This window comes from Mycolicibacterium rhodesiae (assembly GCF_002086695.1).
GTDB classification, from domain to species: domain Bacteria; phylum Actinomycetota; class Actinomycetes; order Mycobacteriales; family Mycobacteriaceae; genus Mycobacterium; species Mycobacterium rhodesiae.
In genome coordinates, this window is sequence record NZ_MVIH01000008.1 from 77,520 (window position 1) to 95,804 (window position 18,285).

Below are 18,285 nucleotides of genomic sequence, written 5' to 3' on the forward strand. Positions count from 1 at the left end.
GGGGATTCTGCCAGGTCGCAGGCAAATCGCGCGAATTGGCAGGTCATGGCTCGGACGGTCCGCCGCGTAGGCTCGATTCTCGTGCCACACCAACCGAGCAGCCGACCAGTGCGCCGCGTGATGGTGCTGCTCATGGCCCTGGTCATCGCGGCGTGCGCACGGAACGGCGATGCGCCGCAACCCCAGGTGGCCGCAGCAGCCGAGCCGGGTCCGGCGGTGGTGCAGACCGCGGCCGGTGCATTGCGCGGCGTCGTGGCCCCCGGCTATCGGGTCTTCAACGGCATCCCCTACGCGGCCGCACCGGTGGGGCCACTGCGCTGGCAACCGCCGCAGCCCGTGGCGCCCTGGCCCGGTGAGCGCGACGCCACCAAACCGGGCTTGCGGTGCATCCAGGACACCGCCTACGACCCGGACTACGGCCGGCCCACCGGTGAGGACTGCCTGAACCTCAACGTCTGGACCCCTGACGGTGCGAGCCGCTCCCACCAGAAGCCGGTGATGGTGTGGATTCACGGTGGTGGCTTTCTCAACGGCAGTGCCGACATCTACGACGCGCGCTGGATGGCCACCCAGGGCGACATCGTCGTCGTCACCGTCAACTACCGGCTCGGAACACTGGGGTTCCTGGCGGATCCCGCACTCGGCCCGTACGGCGACGTCGGCAATTACGGCCTGGCCGATCAACAGGCCGCGTTGCGGTGGGTTCGCGACAATGTCGCTGAATTCGGCGGTGACCCAACCAAAGTCACGATCGCCGGTGAATCGGCCGGTGCGATGTCGGTGTGCGACCACCTGGTGGCGCCCGAGTCGGCCGGCTTGTTCCGCGCCGCGATCCTGCAGAGCGGACCGTGCCAGGCGCAGGCGGATCTGCCCACGGCTCAACGGGTCAGTGCCGAATACGCGACCGCGGCAGGCTGCACCGATCCCGCCGCGGTCGCGGCGTGCCTGCGAGGGCTGCCGACCGAGGCCCTGCAACGCGCCCCGCTCTATGTCGGGTTCGGCCCCGACAAGCTGACCGGTCCGGTCACCGGTACCGACCGGTTACCAACCGACCCGATGACCGCGATCGCGTCGAGTCGGGTGCCGCGGATCCCGGTGCTCGTCGGCAGCAACGGCGACGAGTTCGCCATGTTCGCCGCCATCCAGTACCTCAAGGAGCGGCAGTTGCCGCCCTACCCGCAGTTGATGGCGAAGACGTTCGGTGCGGACGCCGCCGCGGTCGCCGAGCGCTATCCTGTGGACCGGTACGGGGGCAGCGTCGGCCTGGCGTACTCCGCGGCGGTCACCGATAGCGTATTCGCTTGTCCCGCAGACCGAATCGCGTCCGGCCTGGCGCACACCGGGCCGGTGTACGCCTACGAGTTCAACGACCGCACGGCGCCGGCCCCCGACCCGCTGCGCGCGGCGCCGTTCCCGGTGGGGGCCAGCCACTCACTGGAGTTGCGCTATCTGTTCGACGTCGGCGGCGCCCGGCCGTTGGACCCGGCACAACGAATGCTGTCCGACCAGATGGTCGCCTATTGGAGCCAGTTCGTGAAGACCGGTTCTCCCGAGGTGTCGGGTTTACCGCAGTGGCCGGAGTTCGGCGCCGGCAAGCGAATATCGCTGCAGACCGGTGAACTGACGGTCACCACCGACTTCAGCGCGCGGCACCAGTGCCCGTTCTGGACGAGCCGCAACGGGGCGCGCTAGCCCCTCCAGCGCGGGTGGGCCACCACAGCAAGCGCTTCGGCGACGTCGGCCGCCAGTGGTCTGCGCCGGTCTCCGCGATTCCTCACCCATCGCTGGAAGGCGAAATCAGCAGCCGCAAAGGACAATTGGACCAGCAGCCCGGGGCGCCAATCCTCGGTCGGGTCGGTGTCCATACGCGAAGCCACGAGCTGGATCATCTGTTCGCGATCCGCGGTGGACAGCAGGGTCGCCCGGTCGAGCAACTCGGGTGCGGTCAGGATCGCCGCCCGCCAGTTCTCCAGATCGTCGTCTTCGAATGACCCGACCCGGTTGACGATCGCGCCGGCCAGTGCGACGTCGGGGGTCTCGTCGCGCGGGCGACGCACCAGCAGCGATGCGATCGCGGCGTTTCCGCGCTGCACGGCCCCGAGCAGCAGGTCCTCCTTGGTTGCGACGTGGCGGAAGAATGTCCGCGGTGACACCGACGCTTCGGCGGCGATGTCGTCGGTGGTGACGTTGCCGAATCCCCGTGCGGCGAACAGCCGGTAGGCCGCGGCGTGGATATCGGCACGCACCTGCGCCCGCTGCCGGTCCCGCAGGGTCGGCGGCCGCTCCGCGGGCGGACTGCTCACCGGTAGGTTCCCATCCCGCCGTCGATGTTGATCGTCTGGGCGGTCATATAGGAGGCGTCACGGCTGATCAGGAAGGCCACCACCGCGCCGATGTCGGCGTGCGTGTCGCCGATCCGGCGCAGCGGAACACCTTTGACGATCTTGTTGTAGATGTCGGGGTGGGCGCCGCTCCATCCCGCGACACCGTCGGAGTTGGCAAAGGGGCACACCACGTTCACCCGGATGTTATCGACACCCCATTCCAGCGCAGCGACTTTCGACATACCGCGAATAGCTTCCTTGGCGCCGGCATAGGCCCCGAACGACTTCTGTCCACCCGTGCCGCTGCCCGAGCCGAAGTTCACGATGGACCCGCCGCCGGCAGCCTTCATTACCGGATAGGCGGCCTGCATGAGGAAGAAGGTGGCCCGCGGGCCGATGTCGAAGACGAGATCGTAGTCCGCCATGGTGATGTCGGTGAACGGCTTGGGCTCATCGGTGGCGATCGCGTTGTTGATCAGAGCGTCGATCCCACCGAACGATTCGACCGCGACGTCGACGATGTGCTGATAGCTGGAGTGGTCGCAGAGGTCAGCGACCAGCGGCACGGCGTGCTGGTCATCGCGCAGGGCTCCCGCGACGCCGATCACGCCCGGGTCGCGGTCCACCATCAACACCGAGGCGCCGCGTTCGAGCAGGGCTGCGCTGATTCCCCGGCCGACTCCGCGCGCCGCTCCCGTGACGATAACCCGGTGCCCGCTCAGCGATTCCGGATGCCAATACGTCGCGTCAGCGGACACCACGATGTAACTCCTCCGATGTGCGTGCAGTACCTGGGAACTCGATGAATTCCATCGCGGTTCCGTCGGGATCCTTGACAAAGAACATCCGCACTCCGGCGATGTCGAACGGAGCCTGCTCCGGTGCGAAGCCTGCCGACTGCACCTGCCGGTAGGTGGCGTCGAGGTCGGTGACCGACAGCGAGATGTTCTGGTTGCCGACCAAAGACCGCTTTGCCGGGCGGCTCTCGGTACCCAGTGACAGCAGCTCGATCATCACTCCACCGATCAGTCCGCCCACCACCCGGCCCCGGTTTCCGTCGCCGCCACCGAGTGCATGGTCGAAGGGCTCGCCGGCCATGGTCTGGTCGAACACCACGTCCATGCCGAGCAGCCCCCGGTAGAACTCCAGTGCCCGGTCCATGTCGGTGACGCCGACCACCAGATGCGAAAACCGAAGATCCCGAAGACTTTCCACAATCACCGAGCCAGGTGCGGCGCGGCCCGGCCGGCGATCAGCGGCAGGTCGAGATATGTCTTGATGCCGGGGGCGGCTTCACAGACATAGGGGATGGCGCTGATGCAGTGGTTGGCGGTGGCCACCACACCCGGGTTGCGCTTGAGGCCCTCCTCGACCGTTTCCGGTTGCAGCCCTTTGAAAGTCAGCGACACATCGCAGTCACCGGTGACCTCCACCTCGAAGCGTTCACCCTTCTCGCCGAGCGTCCACGGCGGGTCGAGTTCCACGTCGCACATCAGCCAGTTGACCGCGGCCGTGACGACCGGCTCGTCGTCGACGATGGCCTGCCACTTGAAGCGGCGAGCGGCGACGGTGCCCGCCTCCATCGGAACCACCAGCTCGTCGGTCCCGTGGACGGCGACGGCGACCTCCTGGGTGGAGCGGATACGGGGATTGGACCGAAAGCCCAACTGGTCGGCGACCATCCGCACCGATTGTTTGAAGCCGGCCTCCAGCAGCGCGGCAATGGGTCCGCTCATCGCCTGTTCCGGCGTCAGGCCGAAGCCCATCACCTCCCGCACCACCAACGGTGCGTTGTAGGTGCGGATGTCGGAGAACTCCTCGGCCCGGACATGCGTGATCGCAGCGGTGAGCGCGGAGATCATCAGCGGGAACCGCTCGGTGATGCCGCCGGGGTGGATGCCGGAGCCGTGCAACGTCGCGTTGCCCGCGGCGCACGCCTCCTCAAGGGCCTGCACCGCGGGGTTCTCCCGGTCCGGGTACACCCAGCCGACCGGGGTCACCACGTTCTTGCCGGAGCGCAGGATCCTGGCGACCACCGAATCTTCGGGCAGCAAGGGGGAGTACATGACGCAGTCGGCGTCCAACGCGAGCAATTCGTCGACGTCGGTGGTGGCGGCCACCCCGATCGGGGCCTCGCCGATCACCTCGCCCACGTCGCGGCCGTGCTTGTCGGCGCTGTGAACCCAGCAGCCGACGAGTTCGAGTTCGGGGTGACGCAGCACGCCCTGGATTGCCGCCTTGCCCACCCCGCCGGTTGCCCACTGAATGACGCGATACATGAGCGGCATCCTATGCCGATATGGCAGTGACTGTCAGCATTTCGCCGCAGAAGTCGGCCTACAGCCCGCCGGTCGGACGTATCGTCCGGCAAGGGACCTAGCTATCGGGGGGGGCGGCGATGGACAACTCTGGTTTGGATCGCACCGGCGGCAGTGCCGGCATTGCATTTGTGATCGCCACCGTGGTGGCCGCGCTGCTGACGGGTAAGCCCCCTGGACCCGACGCCAGCAACCAGGCCGTCCAACGATTCTTCATCGACCACCACAGTCAGGTGGTGCTGCAGGGGTGGTTGTATGCGTTGGCCACCGGGTTGGTCATCTGGTTCGCGGTCGCGGTCCGCCGCCTGCTTCACACCGCGTCGGTCGGTCGCCATCTCGGCGATCTGTTCTTCGTCGGCACGGTGGCCGTCGCCGCGTTGTCCTTCGTCTCGATGTCGATCCGGATCGTCGCGGCGGGAGCGGCCGATGAGCTGTCGGCCTCCGCGGTGCGCGCGGTGGGAGCCGACTTCAGTCTCGTCTTGTTGGCGCTGTGCGGCTTCATCGTCGCTCTCGCGGCGACCGGCTACGCGGGCTGCGTGTTGTCGCAAGCCGTGTTGCCGCGGTGGACCGGCTGGCTGGCGATCATCGCTGCCGTGGTCAACCTGGTGGGGACGTTGACCGTCTTCCTCGGCGGCGGCCCGTTCTCCATCGAAGGCGGGTGGGGCACGCTGTTACCGGTCGCCGCCACCGGAGTGTGGTACCTCGGAACCTCGGTCAGTTTGTACCGGGCCCATCAGATCGCCGCCCCATGACCCCCGCTGAGCAGGGCGGGCGGGAATCTTGATCGAGCTCCGGCCGAATTTGGCTGGTGCCGCGATCTAGGGCATACTGTTCGGGTTGCCTTGAGCCGGGTTCGCCTCCCATGCGGGAGCGTGCCGCCCAAGGTGTACGACCGGCGCCCGAACGGGCGCGTCCGGTCCCCATCTCGGAGTACGGAAGATTTGACCGTGCGTTCGAGACTGCGTGAGGGCGACACACCCGACCGCGGGGGCCGGAGCACCAGAGACAGGTAAAGAGCGGCGGCGACAGCCAGCGCTGTGACTCCGGCGAGAGCCGGCGGGAACGGCGCATGACCACCGTGTCCCTCCATGGGACCAAGCAGGAGTGAAGGTAGGAGAAGCGTGGCGGGACAAAAGATCCGCATCAGGCTCAAGGCCTACGACCACGAGGCCATCGATGCCTCGGCGCGCAAGATCGTGGAGACGGTCACCCGTACCGGTGCGAGCGTGGTTGGTCCGGTGCCGCTGCCGACGGAAAAGAATGTGTATTGCGTCATCCGCTCCCCGCATAAGTACAAGGACTCGCGGGAGCACTTCGAGATGCGCACGCACAAGCGACTCATCGACATCCTCGACCCGACGCCGAAGACCGTTGACGCTCTCATGCGCATCGATCTGCCGGCCAGCGTCGACGTGAACATCCAGTAGTAGGGGAGTCGACGAACAAATGGCACGAAAAGGCATTTTGGGCACCAAGCTGGGCATGACCCAGGTGTTCGACGAAAACAACCGGGTCGTTCCCGTCACGGTCGTCAAGGCCGGACCCAACGTGGTCACCCGGATCCGCACGCCCGAGCGTGACGGCTACAGCGCTGTGCAGCTCGCCTATGGCGAGATCAGCCCCCGCAAGGTCAACAAGCCGGTCACCGGTCAGTACGCCGCCGCCGGGGTCAACCCGCGCCGGCACCTGGCCGAGCTTCGGCTCGACGATGAGGCCGCTGCCGCCGACTACGAGGTCGGTCAGGAGCTGACGGCGGAGATCTTCGCCGACGGCGCCTATGTCGACGTCACCGGGACCTCCAAGGGCAAGGGCTTCGCAGGCACCATGAAGCGTCACGGCTTCAAGGGCCAGGGCGCCAGCCACGGTGCGCAGGCCGTGCACCGCCGGCCCGGCTCGATCGGTGGCTGTGCCACCCCGGGTCGCGTCTTCAAGGGCACCCGGATGTCGGGCCGCATGGGTAGCGACCGCGTCACCACGCAGAACCTGGTGGTGCACAAGGTCGATGCCGAGAACGGCGTGCTCCTGATCAAGGGTGCTGTCCCCGGCCGCAATGGCGGGCTCGTGATGGTTCGCACGGCAGTCAAACGAGGTGAGAAGTGACTCTGAAGATTGACGTTCGCACTCCGGACGGCAAGAAGGACGGCACGGTCGAACTGCCGGCTGACCTTTTTGATGTGGAACCCAACATTGCGTTGATGCACCAGGTGGTGACCGCGCAGCTGGCCGCCAAGCGTCAGGGCACGCACGCCACCAAGACACGCGCTCAGGTTTCCGGCGGCGGCAAGAAGCCGTACCGGCAGAAGGGCACCGGTCGCGCCCGTCAGGGTTCGACCCGCGCACCGCAGTTCACCGGCGGTGGCATTGTCCACGGCCCGCAGCCGCGCGACTACAGCGAGCGGACGCCCAAGAAGATGATCCGCGCCGCCCTGCGCAGCGCGCTGTCGGACCGGGCCCGCAACGAGCGGATCCACGCCGTGACCGAGCTGCTCGAAGGGCAGACCCCGTCGACCAAGAGCGCCAAGGCGTTCCTGGGCACGCTGACCGACCGCCGCAAGGTGCTGGTCGTGATCGGCCGCACCGACGAGGTCGGCGCCAAGAGCGTGCGCAATCTGCCTGGTGTGCATGTGATCTCGCCGGATCAGCTCAACACCTACGACGTTCTCAATGCCGACGACGTGGTGTTCAGCGTGGAAGCGCTGAATGCCTACATCGGCGCCAATGTTCAGGAGGTTTCGGCCTGATGGCGACCGTGACTGATCCCCGCGACATCATCTTGGCCCCGGTCATTTCCGAGAAGTCGTACGGACTGATCGAGGACAACGTCTACACGTTCATCGTCGCACCCGGCTCGAACAAGACGCAGATCAAGATCGCCATCGAGAAGATCTTCAAGGTGAAGGTCGACTCGGTGAACACCGCCAACCGGCAGGGCAAGCGCAAGCGCACCCGCACCGGTTACGGACAGCGCAAGAGCACCAAGCGCGCGATCGTGACCCTGGCCGCCGGCAGCAAGCCGATCGACCTCTTCGGAGCTCCCGCCTGACCGGCGGGACTGCAGATAGAACTCAGGAATAGATAATGGGAATCCGCAAGTACAAGCCGACGACCCCCGGTCGCCGCGGTGCCAGCGTCTCCGATTTCTCCGAGATCACTCGCTCGACTCCGGAGAAGTCGCTGATCCGCCCGCTGCACGGCACTGGCGGTCGTAACGCCCACGGCCGAATCACCACCCGCCACAAGGGCGGCGGGCACAAGCGTGCCTACCGGGTGATCGACTTCCGGCGCAACGACAAAGACGGCGTCAACGCCAAGGTCGCTCACATCGAGTACGACCCCAACCGCACCGCGAACATCGCACTGCTGCACTACCTGGACGGCGAGAAGCGCTACATCATTGCGCCGCAGGGTCTTTCGCAGGGTGACATCGTGGAGTCGGGCGCCAACGCCGACATCAAGCCCGGTAACAACCTGCCGCTGCGCAACATCCCCGCCGGTACCGTGATCCACGCCGTCGAGTTGCGTCCCGGTGGCGGTGCCAAGCTGGCCCGCTCGGCCGGCTCGAGCATCCAGCTGCTGGGCAAGGAAGGCGCCTACGCCTCCCTGCGTATGCCGTCGGGTGAGATCCGCCGCGTCGACGTGCGCTGCCGCGCCACCGTCGGCGAGGTCGGCAACGCCGAGCAGGCCAACATCAACTGGGGCAAGGCCGGCCGCATGCGGTGGAAGGGCAAGCGCCCCACCGTCCGTGGTGTGGTGATGAACCCTGTCGACCACCCGCACGGTGGTGGCGAGGGCAAGACCTCCGGTGGTCGCCACCCGGTCAGCCCGTGGGGTAAGCCCGAGGGCCGCACCCGCAAGCCCAACAAGCCGAGCGACAAGCTCATCGTCCGCCGCCGGCGCACCGGCAAGAAGCGCTAGGCAGGAGATTAAGACATGCCACGCAGCCTGAAGAAGGGTCCGTTCGTCGACGACCATCTGCTCAAGAAGGTCGACGTCCAGAACGAGAAGAACACCAAGCAGGTCATCAAGACCTGGTCGCGTCGTTCGACCATCATCCCCGACTTCATCGGTCACACCTTCGCCGTCCACGACGGTCGCAAGCACGTGCCGGTGTTCGTCACCGAGGCGATGGTCGGCCACAAGCTGGGCGAGTTCGCACCGACGCGCACGTTCAAAGGTCACATCAAGGACGACCGGAAGAGTAAGCGGCGATGACGACTGCAACCACCGAATACCCGTCTGCGACGGCCAAAGCGCGCCACATCGGGATCTCGGCGAGTAAGGCTCGCCGGGTGATCAACCTGGTCCGCGGCAAGAGTGTCGAGGAAGCCCTCGACATCCTGCGCTGGGCGCCGCAGCAGGCCAGCGAGCCGGTCGCCAAGGTGATCGCCAGCGCTGCCGCCAACGCGCAGAACAACGACGGTCTGGACCCGGCGACTCTGGTCGTCGCGACCATCACCGCCGACGAGGGCCCGACCGCCAAGCGCATCCGGCCGCGCGCGCAGGGTCGCGCGTACCGAATCCGCAAGCGCACCAGCCACATCACGGTGATCGTCGAGAGCCGTCCGGAGCGCAAGGAGCGCTCTGCGGCGTCCGCTCGCTCGCGTCGTGCCCAGGCCAGCAAGGCGGCCTCGACGGCGCCGGCCAAGAAGGCTCCTGCCAAGAAGGCTCCGGCTGCCAAGAAGACGGCCGAACAGACGAAGGAGGGCTCGGAGTAGTGGGCCAGAAAATCAACCCCCACGGCTTCCGGCTCGGTATCACCACCGACTGGAAGTCCCGGTGGTACGCCGACAAGCAGTACGCGGACTACGTCAAGGAAGACGTGGCGATCCGCCGGCTGCTGGCAACGGGTCTGGAGCGCGCAGGCATTGCCGACGTGGAGATCGAACGTACCCGTGACCGGGTCCGCGTCGATATCCACACCGCGCGTCCGGGCATCGTGATCGGCCGTCGTGGCACCGAAGCCGACCGCATCCGCGCCGACCTGGAGAAGCTGACCGGCAAGCAGGTTCAGCTGAACATCCTCGAGGTGAAGAACCCCGAGAGCCAGGCACAGCTGGTCGCCCAGGGTGTCGCCGAGCAGCTGAGCAACCGTGTGGCGTTCCGCCGCGCGATGCGCAAGGCCATCCAGTCGGCCATGCGGCAGCCCAACGTCAAGGGCATCCGCGTGCAGTGCTCGGGCCGTCTCGGCGGCGCCGAGATGAGCCGCTCGGAGTTCTACCGCGAAGGCCGGGTGCCGCTGCACACGCTGCGCGCCGACATCGATTACGGACTGTACGAGGCCAAGACCACGTTCGGCCGGATCGGCGTGAAGGTGTGGATCTACAAGGGCGACATCGTCGGTGGCAAGCGTGAGCTCGCCGCCGCCGCACCCGCCGCCGACCGTCCGCGCCGCGAGCGTCCGTCGGGCACCCGCCCGCGCCGCAGCGGTGCGTCGGGCACCACCGCGACGAGCACCGAAGCCGGTCGCGCCGCCAGCGAGGAGACCGCGGAATCCGCGGTTCCCGTCACCGCGGACGCGCCGGCCATAGAGCCCGCCGCTGAAAACACGGAGAGCTAACTCATGCTGATTCCCCGTAAAGTCAAGCACCGCAAGCAGCACCACCCCAGGCAGCGTGGTATCGCCAGCGGTGGAACGTCGGTGACGTTCGGTGACTACGGCATCCAGGCACTGGAGCACGCCTACATCACCAACCGGCAGATCGAGTCCGCTCGTATCGCCATCAACCGGCACATCAAGCGTGGCGGCAAGGTGTGGATCAACATCTTCCCGGACCGTCCGCTGACCAAGAAGCCCGCCGAAACCCGCATGGGTTCGGGCAAGGGATCGCCCGAATGGTGGGTGGCCAACGTCAAGCCCGGCCGCGTGCTGTTCGAGTTGAGCTACCCCAATGAGCAGACTGCTCGGGAAGCTCTGACCCGTGCGATCCACAAGCTGCCGATCAAGGCACGCATCGTGACCCGAGAGGAGCAGTTCTGATGGCTGTTGGCGTCAGCGCCGGCGAACTGCGTGAGCTCACCGACGAAGAGCTGACCGACAAGCTGCGGGAATCCAAGGAAGAGCTGTTCAACCTGCGCTTCCAGATGGCCACCGGGCAGCTGGACAACAATCGCCGGCTCCGCACCGTGCGTCAGGAGATTGCGCGCATCTACACCGTGCTGCGCGAACGTGAACTGGGTCTGGCCGCCGGACCCGCTGGTGAGGAATCGTGATGGCAGAAACAAAGGGCACCAAGCACACTGAGCGCACCGAGGAGTCGCGCGGCCGTCGCAAGACGGTCATCGGCTACGTGGTCAGTGACAAGATGCAGAAGACGATCGTCGTCGAGCTGGAGTCTCGCAAGAGCCACCCGCTCTACGGCAAGATCATCCGGACCACGACCAAGGTCAAGGCGCACGACGAGAACGGCGACGCCGGTATCGGCGATCGCGTCTCCCTGATGGAGACCCGCCCGTTGTCGGCGACCAAGCGCTGGCGCCTGGTCGAGGTCCTCGAGCGCGCCAAGTAATTTCTCTGCGCGAGCAGACGTAGAAGCCCCCGCACGCCCGGCGTGTCGGGGGCCTTTGCGTCTGGTGGCCTTCATGTCAGACTCGTGTCTGCTCGGCATCCCACGGCAGCCTCGAGAAATGGGGAACGCGTATGACCACGGAGTTCAACGGCAAGATCGAACTGGATATTCGCGATTCCGAGGCGGACTGGGGCCCGTACGCGGCGCCCACTGCGCCGGACAACGCACCCAACGTGCTCTACCTGGTGTGGGACGACATCGGCATCGCGACCTGGGATTGCTTCGGTGGGCTGGTGTCCATGCCTGCGATGTCGCGGATCGCCGAGCGCGGGGTTCGGCTCTCGCAGTTCCACACCACGGCACTGTGTTCCCCGACGCGCGCGTCGCTGCTGACGGGCCGGAACTCGACCACCGTCGGCATGGCGACCGTCGAAGAATTCACCGATGGTTTCCCCGGTATCAACGGCCGCATTCCCGATGACACCGCGCTGATTTCGGAGGTGTTGGCCGAGCGTGGCTACAACACGTACTGCGTGGGCAAGTGGCATCTGACGCCGATCGAGGAGTCCAGCCTCGCAGCGACTCGCAGGCATTGGCCGTTGACTCGCGGCTTCGAGCGGTTCTACGGCTTCATGGGCGGTGAGACCGATCAGTGGTATCCCGAGCTGATGTACGACAGCCACCCCGTGGAGGCGCCGGCCACTCCGGAGGAGGGCTACCACCTCTCGAAGGACCTGGCGGACAAGACAATCGAGTTCATCCGCGATTCCACGATGATCGCTCCCGACAAGCCGTGGTTCACCTACCTGTGCCCGGGGGCCGGACACGCCCCGCACCATGTGTTCACCGAATGGGCCGACCGCTACTCCGGAACGTTCGACATGGGTTACGAGCGCTACCGCGAGATCGTCCTGGAGAACCAGAAGAAGCTCGGCATCGTGCCCCCGGACACCGAACTGTCCGCGGTGAATCCGTACTCCGACGTCACCGGGCCCGACGGCCAGCCCTGGCCGGAGGGCGACACCGTGCGACCGTGGGAATCGCTGTCCGACTCCGAGAAGCGGCTGTTCTCCCGGATGGCCGAGGTGTTCGCCGGATTCCTGTCCTACACCGACGCCCAGATCGGCCGAGTGCTGGACTATCTCGACGAATCCGGCCAGTTGGACAACACGATCATCGTCGTCATCTCCGACAACGGCGCCAGCGGCGAGGGTGGGCCCAACGGTTCGGTCAACGAAGGCAAGTTCTTCAACGGCTACATCGACACCGTCGAAGAGAGCATGCGATTCTTCGACGAGCTGGGCGGTCCCACCACCTACGGTCACTACCCGATCGGGTGGGCGATGGCGTTCAACACCCCCTACAAGCTGTACAAGCGCTACGCCTCCCATGAGGGCGGCATCGCCGACACCGCAATCATCTCCTGGCCCAACGGGATTGCCGCACACGGTGAAGTGCGGGACAACTACGTCAATGTCAGTGACATCACGCCGACCATCTACGAGCTGCTCGGCATCGACGTCCCGCAAACCGTGAAGGGGATCGCCCAGAAGCCGCTCGACGGAGTGAGTTTCAAAGCGGCGCTGGAGGATTCGACAGCGAAAACCGGTAAAGAGACCCAGTTCTACACGATGCTGGGCACCCGTGGCATCTGGCACAAGGGGTGGTTCGCCAGCGCGGTGCACCCCGCCTCGCCGTCGGGTTGGTCGCATTTCGAGGACGACCGCTGGGAGCTGTACCACATCGAGAAGGACCGCAGCCAACTCCACGACCTCGCCGCCGAGCATCCTGAGAAGCTCGCCGAATTGCAGAAGCTGTGGTTCAGCGAGGCCGAGAAATACAACGGCTTGCCGCTGTCCGACCTCAACGTGGGGGAGATGCTGGGCCGCTGGCGGCCCACGCTGGCCGGTGATCGGCCGCGCTACATCTACTACCCGAACACCGCGCCGGTCGGGATGGGTGCGTGCGTGAACATCGTCGGCCGCTCGTTCTCCGTGTTGGCCGAAGTGACGATCAGCAGCCCCGACGTGCGCGGGGTGATGTTCAAGCAGGGGGCCGGCCACGGCGGCTACGTACTGTTCGTCGACGACGGACGGTTGCAGTTCGTCTACAACTTCTTCGGTGAAGACGAACAGCGGGTGATCGCCCCGGACCCGCTGCCGCTCGGCGACCACATCTTGGGAGTGGGTTACGCCCGGACCGGAACGGTCGACGGCAGCCACACCCCGGTCGGTGATGCCACGCTGTACGTCGACGGGGCCGCAGTGGCGACGCTGGCCGGTGTGAAAGCCCACCCGTTCACGTTCGGGTTGGCCGGCGGCGGGGTCAGTGTCGGCCGGAATCTCGGCCAGGCGGTCTCGGCTGCCTACCAGGCACCTTTCAGTTTCACCGGAGGAACCATCGCGCAGGTCGTGGTCGATGTGTCGGGCACTCCGTACGTTGACGCGGAGCGGGAGCTCGCGGCGGCCTTCGCCAGGGACTGAGCACCGCGTCATACTGGAGCGGTGACTCGGCTGGTGTGTGCCGCTGCGGCGGTGATGGTGCTGGCCGTTCCAGGTGTTGCCGCCTGCGCGCGAAACAGCGACGGAAGCGCGGTCCGTGCCGAGACGCCTACCTCGGCCACCAGCGTCGCACCCACGTCGGCGTCGCCGTCGACCCGGGAAACCGACGAGCCCGAGTTGTCGCAACCGGGCGTGCTGGAGACCACCGAGGTGCCGGTTCCGCCGAACGCCGTCGTGTGCCCGCAGGAACTGGAAGGGCAGACGGCGATGGCCGCCGTCGCAGACCCGGCCGCGCCCAAGATCACCATCCGGGTGCCGCCCGGATGGTCGGTGACCCCCGGCGCCGGCGACGTCGCTGCGTCGCTGTCCGGACCTGACGACATGGTCGCCAAGGTGACCATCGCGGCCACCCCGTTAGATCCGGCCGCCGCCTTCAGCCGGTACGGCGACGAGCTGATGGCCAAGTATCCGATCAGCACGCTGAGCCTGCTGCCCGGCGACTTCTGCGGATTCAGCGGGCAGAAGCTGATCGGCACCTGGGCCCAGGATCCGGACGAGTCGCTGGAGTACCACGACCGCATCGCCCACATCTGGACCAACAGCGGCAACTATCTGGTCGCGGTGCACGTGGAGGCGCCGACGGGAGCTCCCGGCTTCGATGAGGCGGCCTCGGTGCTGACCGACAAGTTCAGCATCGTCATACCCTGAAGCCATGCTCACCGACCTCGTCGAGGTGCCCGGCGGCGCCTTCCGGATGGGGTCGACGAGTTTCTATCCCGAAGAGGCGCCGATCCACACCGTCATCGTGGACGCGTTCGCCATCGAACGGCACCCGGTCACCAACGCGCAGTTCGCCGAGTTCGTCGCTGCCACCGGGCATGTCACCGTCGCCGAGAAGCCACTCGACCCGGCGCTGTATCCCGGTGTGCCGCAAGCAGATCTGCAACCCGGTGCACTGGTGTTCCGGGCCACGGCGGGCCCGGTCGATCTGCGCGACTGGCGACAGTGGTGGGACTGGGCGCCCGGGGCGACCTGGCGCGCACCGTTCGGGCCCGGCAGCGACATCGCCGGCAAAGCCGACCATCCCGTCGTGCAGGTGGCCTATCCGGACGCGGCCGCCTACGCGCGGTGGGCCGGCCGGCGGCTGCCGACGGAGGCGGAATGGGAGTACGCCGCACGAGCCGGCAGCACCACGGACTACGCCTGGGGTGCCGAGCCGACGGTCGACGGATCGTTGATGGCCAACACCTGGCAGGGGCGGTTCCCGTACCGCAATGACGGGGCGTTGGGGTGGACGGGGACCTCGCCGGTGGGGACCTTCCCGCCGAACGGTTTCGGGCTGGTCGACATGATCGGCAACGTGTGGGAGTGGACGACCACGCGGTTCTCGGCGCACCACGTGCTGGACCAAAAGAATTCGTGCTGCCCGCCGCCTACCGTGCCCGATCCCGCCGTCAGCCAGGCCCTCAAAGGCGGCTCGCATCTGTGCGCGCCGGAGTACTGCCACCGGTACCGGCCCGCCGCGCGCTCACCCCAGTCGCAGGACACCTCGACCACCCACATCGGCTTCCGCTGCGTGGCGAGCCTGTAGTTGTCGACATGTGCACTCGCACTTTGTCGCGATGACTACAGCCTCGTCGCGGTTTGTCGGCCTCGGTTGCGAACATTCGGTCATGAGGAAGCTCATCGTCGGTAGCCAAGCCCGGCAAGCGGGAGCCCTGACCGAGTACCAGCTGCGTCGGGGATACGTGCGGTTGCACCGGGATATCTATGTGCCCAAAGGTTATTCGCCAGACCTGATGGACGTCATCGACGGTGCGTGGTTGCGCTCCGGCCGAAAAGGTGTGGTGGCAGGGATCGCCGCTTCTGCGCTACACGGCGCAGCCTGGGTCGGTGACGACATCACCGTCGAGTTGATCTGGAACAGCACGCGGCCTCCCGACGGTGTCATCGCCCGCGCGGAACGCTTGGAGCCCGACGAATTCACCACCCTCGACTGCATCGCGGTCACGACCGCAGCTCGAACCGCGTACGACCTCGGCAGGCACCTTCCGCGGCTCGAAGCACTGGTACGACTCGACGCGCTCAAACGGGCAACGGCCTTCGTGGACGCCGAGGTGCTCGAACTGACACGACGGCACAAGGGCGCGCGGGGCATGCGGCAGCTGCTCGAACTGCTGCCGCTGGTGGACGGTGGGGCGGCCTCGCCGCAAGAGACGCGACTGCGACTGCTGTATCTCGACGCCGGCTTTCCACGGCCGACCACGCAGGTCCCGGTGTTCGAAGGGCGCTGGAAGGTTGTGCGCCGGCTGGACATGGGGTGGGAGGACTTGAAGGTCGCATACGTGCGGCACTCGTCGGGCGCGGATGGGACGGTCGGCTCCGTCCGTCCCGGCGAAACCGCTGGTGGCGGCCGCCGACCATGCTGGGCGACGCAGCGAGCCTGTAGTTGGCGACAGGTCCACTCTCGTTTTGTGTCGATAACGACAGCCTGGGCGGCTGATCCGCCGGCTGGGGTGAACTGCGGCGATTTGGAGCTTTTTCGCTCGTCAACTAGCATGTAGGGGTTGCCTAGGGCAGACCTCGGTTATCTCCACGTGAGAAAACCCTGCGTGCTCTTTGGGTAGCAAGAACAAGACCGCGCACGTCAGGTCGGCATCTGCCGTGCACACAGTTAACCAGGTCGAGGAGATCTAGTGATTCAGCAGGAATCGCGGCTCAAGGTCGCCGACAACACGGGCGCCAAGGAGATCTTGTGCATCCGTGTTCTGGGTGGCTCGTCGCGGCGCTACGCCGGCATCGGCGACGTCATCGTGGCGACCGTCAAGGACGCCATCCCCGGTGGCAACGTCAAGCGCGGTGACGTGGTCAAGGCCGTCGTGGTGCGCACCGTGAAGGAACGTCGCCGCGCCGACGGCAGCTACATCAAGTTCGACGAGAACGCCGCCGTCATCATCAAGAACGACAACGACCCGCGAGGCACCCGCATCTTCGGCCCGGTCGGTCGTGAACTGCGCGAGAAGAAGTTCATGAAGATCGTCTCGCTGGCCCCGGAGGTTTTGTAAATGAAGGTCCACAAGGGCGACACCGTGCTCGTCATCGCCGGTAAGGACAAGGGCGCCAAGGGCAAGGTCCTGCAGGCCTACCCGGCCCGCAACCGCGTCCTCGTCGAGGGCGTCAACCGGATCAAGAAGCACACCGCGCAGTCGGCGAACGAGCGCGGTGCATCCTCGGGCGGCATCGTCACTCAGGAAGCTCCGATCCACGTGTCCAACGTGATGGTGGTCGACTCCGACGGCAAGCCGACCCGCGTCGGCGTGCGCCGCGACGAGGAGACCGGCAAGAACGTTCGCATCGCCAAGAGCAACGGCAAGGACCTCTGAGAGATATGACTACCGCAGAAAAAGTTCAGCCCCGGCTGAAGGCGCGCTACCGCGAAGAAATCAAGGACGCGCTCAACAAAGAGTTCAACTACGCCAACGTCATGCAGATCCCCGGCGTGGTCAAGGTCGTCGTCAACATGGGTGTCGGTGACGCCGCCCGCGACGCCAAGCTGATCAACGGCGCGGTCAACGACCTGGCGCTGATCACCGGCCAGAAGCCGGAGATCCGCAAGGCCCGCAAGTCGATCGCACAGTTCAAGCTGCGCGAAGGCATGCCGATCGGTGCGCGGGTGACCCTGCGCGGCGACCGGATGTGGGAGTTCCTCGACCGGCTGGTGTCGATCGCACTGCCGCGTATCCGCGACTTCCGCGGCCTGAGCCCCAAGCAGTTCGACGGCCACGGCAACTACACCTTCGGACTCGCTGAGCAGTCGGTGTTCCACGAGATCGACGTCGATTCGATCGACCGTCCGCGCGGCATGGACATCACCGTCGTCACCTCGGCGACCAACGACGACGAAGGTCGGGCGCTGCTGCGCGCGCTGGGCTTCCCCTTCAAGGAGAACTGAGCAGATGGCAAAGAAGGCACTGGTCAACAAGGCCAATAAGAAGCCGAAGTTCGCCGTGCGGGCGTACACCCGCTGCAACAGGTGCGGACGTCCGCACGCCGTGTTCCGCAAGTTCGGCCTGTGCCGAATCTGCTTGCGCGAGATGGCACATGCCGGCGAACTGCCCGGTGTGCAGAAGTCCAGCTGGTAACAGACCCCTACAGAACAGGTGCGCAGCAGGCCCCCGAGGGAATCGACCCGAGTGGGAACCGTTGCGAGGAAGGTAGACAGGCCCAGTCATGACCATGACGGACCCGATCGCAGACTTTTTGACACGTCTGCGCAACGCCAATTCGGCGTATCACGACGAAGTGACCCTGCCGCACTCGAAGATCAAGGCGAACATCGCCGAGATCCTCAAGAGCGAGGGGTACATCAGCGATTTCCGCACCGAGGATGCTCGGGTCGGCAAGTCACTTGTTGTCCAGCTCAAGTACGGCCCCAACCGGGAGCGCAGCCTCGCCGGGCTGCGCCGGGTGTCCAAGCCCGGTCTGCGGGTGTACGCGAAATCCACCAATCTGCCGCGGGTTCTCGGTGGGCTTGGCGTGGCGATCATCTCCACGTCGTCCGGCCTGCTGACCGACCGCCAGGCGTCCCGACAGGGCGTGGGCGGCGAAGTCCTCGCTTACGTCTGGTAGCGGGATA

Annotated in this window: 26 protein-coding genes; 22 read left to right on the forward strand and 4 right to left on the reverse strand. The window is 66.3% G+C overall.

Annotated features, from left to right (window positions below):
* Nucleotides 1-132: 132 nt before the first annotated feature.
* The gene (locus tag BST42_RS17505; RefSeq protein ID WP_237159480.1) at nucleotides 133-1,692 is read left to right on the forward strand and encodes a carboxylesterase/lipase family protein; all 1,560 of its coding nucleotides are present in this window, start codon (nucleotides 133-135) and stop codon (nucleotides 1,690-1,692) included.
* Here BST42_RS17505 and BST42_RS17510 read toward each other — a convergent pair.
* The 4 genes from BST42_RS17510 to BST42_RS17525 are packed head-to-tail and all read right to left on the reverse strand — an operon-like array spanning nucleotide 1,689 to nucleotide 4,612.
* Nucleotides 1,689-2,303 (reverse strand): TetR family transcriptional regulator, encoded by a 615-nt coding sequence (locus tag BST42_RS17510; RefSeq protein ID WP_083120591.1) that lies wholly within the window; start codon nucleotides 2,301-2,303, stop codon nucleotides 1,689-1,691. The genes BST42_RS17505 and BST42_RS17510 overlap by 4 nt on opposite strands.
* The gene (locus BST42_RS17515) at nucleotides 2,300-3,085 is read right to left on the reverse strand and encodes an SDR family NAD(P)-dependent oxidoreductase (protein ID WP_083120592.1); all 786 of its coding nucleotides are present in this window, start codon (nucleotides 3,083-3,085) and stop codon (nucleotides 2,300-2,302) included. Before BST42_RS17515 ends, BST42_RS17510 begins: the two co-directional genes overlap by 4 nt.
* Nucleotides 3,072-3,545: a VOC family protein gene (locus tag BST42_RS17520; RefSeq protein ID WP_264045604.1), complete on the reverse strand. Its 474-nt coding sequence runs from the start codon at nucleotides 3,543-3,545 to the stop codon at nucleotides 3,072-3,074. Before BST42_RS17520 ends, BST42_RS17515 begins: the two co-directional genes overlap by 14 nt.
* Nucleotides 3,542-4,612, reverse strand: a complete 1,071-nt coding sequence (locus BST42_RS17525) for an NAD(P)H-dependent amine dehydrogenase family protein (RefSeq protein ID WP_237159481.1) — start codon at nucleotides 4,610-4,612, stop codon at nucleotides 3,542-3,544. Before BST42_RS17525 ends, BST42_RS17520 begins: the two co-directional genes overlap by 4 nt.
* 110 nt (nucleotides 4,613-4,722) lie before the next feature.
* On the opposite strand from BST42_RS17525, the gene BST42_RS17530 reads away from it, so the two are divergent.
* The 21 genes from BST42_RS17530 to rpsH all read left to right on the forward strand — a co-directional run bounded on the left by BST42_RS17530 (nucleotide 4,723) and on the right by rpsH (nucleotide 18,278).
* Nucleotides 4,723-5,394 (forward strand): hypothetical protein, encoded by a 672-nt coding sequence (locus BST42_RS17530; protein ID WP_083120593.1) that lies wholly within the window; start codon nucleotides 4,723-4,725, stop codon nucleotides 5,392-5,394.
* Nucleotides 5,395-5,763: 369 nt separating this feature from the next.
* Complete coding sequence (gene rpsJ / locus BST42_RS17535) at nucleotides 5,764-6,069, forward strand: 30S ribosomal protein S10 (RefSeq protein WP_003883485.1); 306 nt, start codon at nucleotides 5,764-5,766, stop codon at nucleotides 6,067-6,069.
* 19 nt (nucleotides 6,070-6,088) lie between these two features.
* Nucleotides 6,089-6,742, forward strand: a complete 654-nt coding sequence (rplC, locus tag BST42_RS17540) for a 50S ribosomal protein L3 (RefSeq protein WP_083120594.1) — start codon at nucleotides 6,089-6,091, stop codon at nucleotides 6,740-6,742.
* Nucleotides 6,739-7,383 carry a 50S ribosomal protein L4 gene (gene rplD, locus BST42_RS17545; protein WP_083120595.1) on the forward strand — a complete coding sequence of 215 codons (645 nt, stop codon included), beginning with the start codon at nucleotides 6,739-6,741 and terminating at the stop codon, nucleotides 7,381-7,383. Before rplC ends, rplD begins: the two co-directional genes overlap by 4 nt.
* Nucleotides 7,383-7,685: a 50S ribosomal protein L23 gene (gene rplW / locus BST42_RS17550; protein WP_083120596.1), complete on the forward strand. Its 303-nt coding sequence runs from the start codon at nucleotides 7,383-7,385 to the stop codon at nucleotides 7,683-7,685. The genes rplD and rplW overlap by 1 nt, the downstream gene beginning before the upstream one ends.
* A gap of 35 nt (nucleotides 7,686-7,720) precedes the next feature.
* Nucleotides 7,721-8,557, forward strand: a complete 837-nt coding sequence (gene rplB / locus BST42_RS17555) for a 50S ribosomal protein L2 (RefSeq protein ID WP_005143876.1) — start codon at nucleotides 7,721-7,723, stop codon at nucleotides 8,555-8,557.
* A 15-nt stretch (nucleotides 8,558-8,572) separates the two neighbouring features.
* Entirely contained in the window at nucleotides 8,573-8,854 is a 282-nt protein-coding gene (gene rpsS / locus BST42_RS17560) for a 30S ribosomal protein S19 (RefSeq protein ID WP_003892827.1), read from the forward strand.
* On the forward strand, nucleotides 8,851-9,357 hold the full coding sequence (gene rplV, locus BST42_RS17565; RefSeq protein ID WP_083120597.1) for a 50S ribosomal protein L22: 507 nt from the start codon (nucleotides 8,851-8,853) through the stop codon (nucleotides 9,355-9,357). Before rpsS ends, rplV begins: the two co-directional genes overlap by 4 nt.
* The gene (gene rpsC / locus BST42_RS17570) at nucleotides 9,357-10,199 is read left to right on the forward strand and encodes a 30S ribosomal protein S3 (protein WP_083120598.1); all 843 of its coding nucleotides are present in this window, start codon (nucleotides 9,357-9,359) and stop codon (nucleotides 10,197-10,199) included. The genes rplV and rpsC overlap by 1 nt, the downstream gene beginning before the upstream one ends.
* 3 nt (nucleotides 10,200-10,202) lie before the next feature.
* Complete coding sequence (gene rplP / locus BST42_RS17575; protein ID WP_047329109.1) at nucleotides 10,203-10,619, forward strand: 50S ribosomal protein L16; 417 nt, start codon at nucleotides 10,203-10,205, stop codon at nucleotides 10,617-10,619.
* Complete coding sequence (rpmC, locus tag BST42_RS17580) at nucleotides 10,619-10,852, forward strand: 50S ribosomal protein L29 (RefSeq protein WP_083120599.1); 234 nt, start codon at nucleotides 10,619-10,621, stop codon at nucleotides 10,850-10,852. The genes rplP and rpmC overlap by 1 nt, the downstream gene beginning before the upstream one ends.
* Nucleotides 10,852-11,148 (forward strand): 30S ribosomal protein S17, encoded by a 297-nt coding sequence (gene rpsQ / locus BST42_RS17585; RefSeq protein ID WP_036343518.1) that lies wholly within the window; start codon nucleotides 10,852-10,854, stop codon nucleotides 11,146-11,148. The genes rpmC and rpsQ overlap by 1 nt, the downstream gene beginning before the upstream one ends.
* Before the next feature lie 131 nt (nucleotides 11,149-11,279).
* Complete coding sequence (locus BST42_RS17590; protein WP_083120600.1) at nucleotides 11,280-13,631, forward strand: arylsulfatase; 2,352 nt, start codon at nucleotides 11,280-11,282, stop codon at nucleotides 13,629-13,631.
* Between the two features lie 21 nt (nucleotides 13,632-13,652).
* Nucleotides 13,653-14,357, forward strand: a complete 705-nt coding sequence (locus BST42_RS17595) for a hypothetical protein (protein WP_083120601.1) — start codon at nucleotides 13,653-13,655, stop codon at nucleotides 14,355-14,357.
* Nucleotides 14,358-14,361: 4 nt separating this feature from the next.
* Nucleotides 14,362-15,240, forward strand: coding sequence for a formylglycine-generating enzyme family protein (locus BST42_RS17600; protein ID WP_083120602.1), 879 nt, complete (start codon nucleotides 14,362-14,364; stop codon nucleotides 15,238-15,240).
* A gap of 82 nt (nucleotides 15,241-15,322) precedes the next feature.
* A complete protein-coding gene (locus BST42_RS17605) occupies nucleotides 15,323-16,213 on the forward strand; it encodes a hypothetical protein (protein ID WP_083120603.1) in 891 nt (296 codons plus the stop codon).
* A 132-nt stretch (nucleotides 16,214-16,345) separates the two neighbouring features.
* Complete coding sequence (gene rplN / locus BST42_RS17610) at nucleotides 16,346-16,714, forward strand: 50S ribosomal protein L14 (RefSeq protein ID WP_003892852.1); 369 nt, start codon at nucleotides 16,346-16,348, stop codon at nucleotides 16,712-16,714.
* Nucleotides 16,715-17,032: a 50S ribosomal protein L24 gene (gene rplX / locus BST42_RS17615; protein ID WP_083120604.1), complete on the forward strand. Its 318-nt coding sequence runs from the start codon at nucleotides 16,715-16,717 to the stop codon at nucleotides 17,030-17,032.
* A 5-nt stretch (nucleotides 17,033-17,037) separates the two neighbouring features.
* Nucleotides 17,038-17,601, forward strand: a complete 564-nt coding sequence (rplE, locus tag BST42_RS17620; protein ID WP_083120605.1) for a 50S ribosomal protein L5 — start codon at nucleotides 17,038-17,040, stop codon at nucleotides 17,599-17,601.
* A 4-nt stretch (nucleotides 17,602-17,605) separates the two neighbouring features.
* Nucleotides 17,606-17,791, forward strand: a complete 186-nt coding sequence (locus BST42_RS17625; protein WP_019510998.1) for a type Z 30S ribosomal protein S14 — start codon at nucleotides 17,606-17,608, stop codon at nucleotides 17,789-17,791.
* An 88-nt stretch (nucleotides 17,792-17,879) separates the two neighbouring features.
* Nucleotides 17,880-18,278 (forward strand): 30S ribosomal protein S8, encoded by a 399-nt coding sequence (gene rpsH / locus BST42_RS17630; RefSeq protein WP_071947464.1) that lies wholly within the window; start codon nucleotides 17,880-17,882, stop codon nucleotides 18,276-18,278.
* The last annotated feature ends 7 nt before the right edge of the window (nucleotides 18,279-18,285 follow it).

Excerpts from the sequence above, each read along its gene's own strand:
- rpsH (WP_071947464.1), top strand. The coding sequence starts at position 17,880 with ATGACCATGACGGACCCGATCGCAGACTTTTTGACACGTCTGCGCAAC.
- rplW (WP_083120596.1), top strand. The coding sequence starts at position 7,383 with ATGGCGACCGTGACTGATCCCCGCGACATCATCTTGGCCCCGGTCATT.
- rplV (WP_083120597.1), top strand. The coding sequence starts at position 8,851 with ATGACGACTGCAACCACCGAATACCCGTCTGCGACGGCCAAAGCGCGC.
- BST42_RS17590 (WP_083120600.1), top strand. The coding sequence starts at position 11,280 with ATGACCACGGAGTTCAACGGCAAGATCGAACTGGATATTCGCGATTCC.
- BST42_RS17525 (WP_237159481.1), bottom strand. The coding sequence starts at position 4,612 with ATGCCGCTCATGTATCGCGTCATTCAGTGGGCAACCGGCGGGGTGGGC.
- BST42_RS17605 (WP_083120603.1), top strand. The coding sequence starts at position 15,323 with ATGAGGAAGCTCATCGTCGGTAGCCAAGCCCGGCAAGCGGGAGCCCTG.
- BST42_RS17625 (WP_019510998.1), top strand. The coding sequence starts at position 17,606 with ATGGCAAAGAAGGCACTGGTCAACAAGGCCAATAAGAAGCCGAAGTTC.
- rplB (WP_005143876.1), top strand. The coding sequence starts at position 7,721 with ATGGGAATCCGCAAGTACAAGCCGACGACCCCCGGTCGCCGCGGTGCC.
- rpsQ (WP_036343518.1), top strand. The coding sequence starts at position 10,852 with ATGGCAGAAACAAAGGGCACCAAGCACACTGAGCGCACCGAGGAGTCG.
- rpsS (WP_003892827.1), top strand. The coding sequence starts at position 8,573 with ATGCCACGCAGCCTGAAGAAGGGTCCGTTCGTCGACGACCATCTGCTC.
- rplP (WP_047329109.1), top strand. The coding sequence starts at position 10,203 with ATGCTGATTCCCCGTAAAGTCAAGCACCGCAAGCAGCACCACCCCAGG.
- rpmC (WP_083120599.1), top strand. The coding sequence starts at position 10,619 with ATGGCTGTTGGCGTCAGCGCCGGCGAACTGCGTGAGCTCACCGACGAA.
- rplX (WP_083120604.1), top strand. The coding sequence starts at position 16,715 with ATGAAGGTCCACAAGGGCGACACCGTGCTCGTCATCGCCGGTAAGGAC.
- BST42_RS17530 (WP_083120593.1), top strand. The coding sequence starts at position 4,723 with ATGGACAACTCTGGTTTGGATCGCACCGGCGGCAGTGCCGGCATTGCA.
- BST42_RS17600 (WP_083120602.1), top strand. The coding sequence starts at position 14,362 with ATGCTCACCGACCTCGTCGAGGTGCCCGGCGGCGCCTTCCGGATGGGG.
- BST42_RS17505 (WP_237159480.1), top strand. The coding sequence starts at position 133 with ATGGCCCTGGTCATCGCGGCGTGCGCACGGAACGGCGATGCGCCGCAA.
- rplC (WP_083120594.1), top strand. The coding sequence starts at position 6,089 with ATGGCACGAAAAGGCATTTTGGGCACCAAGCTGGGCATGACCCAGGTG.
- rplE (WP_083120605.1), top strand. The coding sequence starts at position 17,038 with ATGACTACCGCAGAAAAAGTTCAGCCCCGGCTGAAGGCGCGCTACCGC.